The organism is Brevundimonas sp., from assembly GCF_036677305.1.
Taxonomy (GTDB): Bacteria; Pseudomonadota; Alphaproteobacteria; order Caulobacterales; family Caulobacteraceae; genus Brevundimonas.
The window spans coordinates 1-3,891 of the sequence record NZ_JAKFEB010000046.1; the positions used below are offsets into that span (position 1 = coordinate 1).

General features: G+C 67.5%; 3 protein-coding genes. 2 read left to right on the top strand and 1 reads right to left on the bottom strand.

The window, feature by feature from the left end; genetic code table 11:
* A partial coding sequence (locus V6M42_RS02800) for a S46 family peptidase (protein ID WP_332677000.1) occupies positions 1 to 1,769 on the bottom strand: 1,769 nt, incomplete at its 3' end.
* A gap of 192 nt (positions 1,770 to 1,961) precedes the next feature.
* Between V6M42_RS02800 and V6M42_RS02805 the strand changes: the two genes are divergently transcribed.
* Positions 1,962 to 3,134: an ABC transporter permease gene (locus tag V6M42_RS02805; RefSeq protein ID WP_332658553.1), complete on the top strand. Its 1,173-nt coding sequence runs from the start codon at positions 1,962 to 1,964 to the stop codon at positions 3,132 to 3,134.
* On the top strand, positions 3,131 to 3,886 hold the full coding sequence (locus V6M42_RS02810; protein WP_332658552.1) for an ABC transporter ATP-binding protein: 756 nt from the start codon (positions 3,131 to 3,133) through the stop codon (positions 3,884 to 3,886). The genes V6M42_RS02805 and V6M42_RS02810 overlap by 4 nt, the downstream gene beginning before the upstream one ends.
* The last annotated feature ends 5 nt before the right edge of the window (positions 3,887 to 3,891 follow it).

The following is a 3,891-nucleotide window of genomic DNA, read 5'->3' on the forward strand; positions in this document are numbered from 1 at the left end:
GCGCCCGTGGCCCGCTCGTACAGGCCGCCCATGTAGGTGAACGGCGGCACGGTCACGCCGCGATAGGTCCAGCCCGCGACCTGGCCGTAGGACAGGCGCAGCGAGAAGGTGGCGTCGGGATACAGGTTGGTGCCGTAGGCCGCGAACCGCGCCTGGGCCACCTTTTCGGCGGCGCGGGCGGTCGGGGCGTTGACCTCGGCGGCCCAGCGGGCGCCGATGTCGGTGGCCGCGGCGTCATTGGCGACGACGAAGGCCAGCAACGGGTCGGCCTCGGCCAGTTGCGCCGTGGTCATGCCGGCGGCCTGGGCGCGGAAGGCGGCGTCGCCCAACCGCGTGTTCGAGATCAGCCGGTCAGCGAGGGCTTCCGGGCTTTCACGGCCCAGCATGGCCTTCACCTGCGGATTGTCGACCGTCAGATACTCGCGCGTCTTGGACAGCCAGTAGCGCATACGGATTTCTTCCATGTCCGTGGCGATCGGCGTCTCGGCGCCCATGGCGGTGGCCAGGCGCGCGCGCTGGACGTCGGTCATGGTCGTGTTCTTCGACGCCCGCACGAGGGCGCGCGCCATCTGGTACAGCTGCGAGCCGCCGCCGGCCGACTGCTCCAGCTGGCGGTAGGGCAGGTACAGGTCGCGGGCCACGGCCTGGACGCGTTCCAGATCGCCCCAGGGATCGCCGATCTGCTGGACGAGGGCCGGATCGGCCGCGACGCGGGCGCGCAGCTCGGCCTCGGCCTCGCGCTTGGCGTTCATGAACGCCGGATCGGTCAGGGCGCCCTGCTGGCCGTAATAGACCTTGAAGCTGTTCTCCAGGCCGAAGATCGGGTCGAACGACAGCCGCTTGGCCTCGTCGCCGGTCAGCGAATATTCGAGCAGGCGTCCGCGCAGTTCCGAGTTCTGGATCAGGGTCACCGGCAGCTGCTGGTCGCGCAGCCGCTCCAGCTGGCTCATGGTCAGCAGACGCTGGGTGGTGCCGGGGTTGCCGGCCACGAAGGTCACGTCGCCTTCCTTGGGCGGGTTCGGATTCCACTTGAGGAAGTTCGGGCTCTCGACCGGCTGGCCGTTCTCGTAGGCGCGCAGGAAGCCGGCATCGAGGGCGTAGCGCGGGAAGTTGAAATTGTCGGGGTCCCCGCCGAAGAAGGCGGCCTGGTTCTCGGGCGCGAACACCAGCCGCACGTCGTCATATTTGCGGAACTTGTACATGGCGTAGCGGCCGCCGCGGTAGAAGCTGATCACCTGACAGCTGAATTTCGCATCGCCGGCGCAGGCTTCGGTCTGGATGGTGTTGGTCTCGGCCGTGCGGGCGGCGTTGAAGGCGGCGCCTTCCAGTCCGGCGCCGGCGGCCAGCACCCGGTCGGTCACATCGACGATGTCGACCAGCACCTCGGCGGTCTGTCCGGGGCAGCGCTTCTCTTCCTCGCGGTTCCGGGTCAGGAAGCCGTTCTTCACATAGTCCTGCTCGGGCGAGGACAGTTCCTGCGCGCAACCGACGACGCAGTGCCAGTTGGTCAGGATCAGCCCCTCATCGGACACGAAGGAGGCCGAACAGCCCTGGATGCGGACGGCGGCGTTGCGGACCCGGTCCAGCCACGCCTGGTCGATCCGGGTGCCGTATTTGTCGTTCACTGTCTGGATCGGGAAATTGTCGAACGTCCACATGCCTTCATCGGCGCGGGCGGAGGTTGGCGCGGCCATCACGGCCATGACGCCGGCGACGGCGACAATCGAGGCGGTCGCCGAGACGGCGGCGCGGAGCGAACGAAGCTGCATTCTGCGAAATCTCCCTTGTCCGCCGTTGATCGCGGACTGTTGCAGTTACCTAGACCCGATGAGCCGATCCCGTCCATCGCCTCGCGACCGGCTCACGAAAGCGTAACGCTGATCGCCTTACCCCGATTTAACTTGGTTCCGGCGAACCTCGTCGTCACATAGCGCTAACGCTTCGGGGACCTGTCCTTACCAATGTCGCTCGCCCTCTCCACGCTGCTGTACGAGTGGCGGCGCTATATGGCCGCTGTGATGGCGCTCGCGCTGTCCGGCCTTCTGGTCCTGGCCATGACCGGCGTCTTCATCGGCATCGGCAAGGGCTTCACGGCCACGATCGAGCGCTCCAGCGCCGACATCATCATCATGCAGCCCGGGGCCAAGAGCCTGATGGGCGGCCCCTCGGGCGTGCCGCGCCGCTTCATTCCGCTGGCCTACCGCAACCCGGCGGTGATCGAGGTCCAGCCGCTGGACGGCGCCGGGGGCTCGTTCCAGTCGGTCAAGAACGTCGACCCGACCATGTCCCAGGCCGACCGGGCCAAGATGGGGGCGCCGCGCCAGGAGTTCGTCCAGGCCAGCATCATCGACACCACGCCCGGCGCGGTGACCATTCCCACCGACTATTCCCAGGAACTGGTCGACGCCCTGCGCCAGCCCTACACCGTCGCCATCGACGAAACCGCCGTCACCAAGCTGGGCGTCAAACTCGGTGACAAGGCCCTGTACAACGGCCAGACCGTGACCGTCGTGGGCATTACCCGCGGCTATCCCAACATGATGCAGGCCAACATCGTCATGTCGCGCGACACCCTGCGCATGCTGGGCCAGGCCGACACCGGCCCGCGCGTCGGCCCCCTGATGATCAAGCTGCGCGACCCGACCCAGGCCGAGCGGGTCGCGGTCGAACTGAACGAGCAGGGTGACGGCCAGTGGAAGGCCTGGACCCGTCAGGAGCTGGCCGACGCCAACGCCTCGGCCATGTTCGAGGAAGGCATTCTGGTCATCATCATCGGCGGCTGCGTGGTGCTGGGCACCATCATCGGCGTGGCCATCACCTGGCAGACCCTGCGCGGCGCCATCATGGCCAACATCAAGGAGTTCGCCTCCCTGCGGGCCTTGGGCGTCGGCATGGGATCTCTGAACCGGATCGTCATGGAGCTCAGCTTCTGGGTCGGTCTGGTCGGCGTCGGCGCCGCCATCGGCCTGACCCTGCTGGTGCAGATGCTGGCGGCGGCCAACGCCGTCATCATCGCCCTCCCGGCGATCCTGCTGATCGTCGTCGGCGGCGGCCTCGTGATCATCGCCATGCTGTCGGGCCTGCTGTCCCTCGGCATCCTCAAGAACAGCCAGCCCGCGGACCTGCTGCGATGACCGGTCACACCAAGGTTCACGGCAAGCACGGCGACTTCGCCATCGAGGCCAAGGGTCTCGTCAAGCGCTTCAAGTCCGGCAAGTCGTATATCGACGTGCTCAAGGGCGTGGATTTCGACGCCCGCCACGGCGACCTGACCATGGTCATGGGCCCGTCGGGTTCGGGCAAGTCGACCCTGATCGCCGCCCTGTCCGGCCTGCTGCGCCCTGAAGAGGGCCGGGTCGACACCCTCGACGTCGACAATCTGTGGAAGCTGTCGCCCGGCAAGATCGACAAATTCCGCCTCGACCACTGCGGCTTCATCTTCCAGGGCTTCAACCTGTTTCCGGCCCTGTCGGCCCTGCAGCAGGTCGAGGTGGTGCTGAAATTCCAGGGCCTGTCCAAGGCCGACGCCAAACGTCAGGCGGCCGCCACCCTTCAGGAGGTCGGCCTCGGCAATCGTCTGCACCAGCGGCCCTCGGCCCTGTCCGGCGGCGAGAAGCAGCGCGTCGCCATCGCCCGCTGCCTGGCCAAGAACCCCCAGATCCTGTTCGCCGACGAACCGACCTCCGCCCTCGACGGCGAGAACGGCCAGATCGTCATCCGCCTGCTGCGCCGCGCCGCCACCGAACACGGCGCCGCCGTCATCTGCGTGACCCACGACCCCCGCCTCGAGGAATGGGCCGACCGGGTCATCAAGATCGAGGACGGCGTGATCATCGACGACCAACGCCGCATTCCCAATCCCGACGCCACGCTGGCCTCGCACTGACGCCC

Coding starts and splice junctions, on each gene's coding strand:
- V6M42_RS02805 (WP_332658553.1), top strand. CDS start 1,962: ATGTCGCTCGCCCTCTCCACGCTGCTGTACGAGTGGCGGCGCTATATG.
- V6M42_RS02810 (WP_332658552.1), top strand. CDS start 3,131: ATGACCGGTCACACCAAGGTTCACGGCAAGCACGGCGACTTCGCCATC.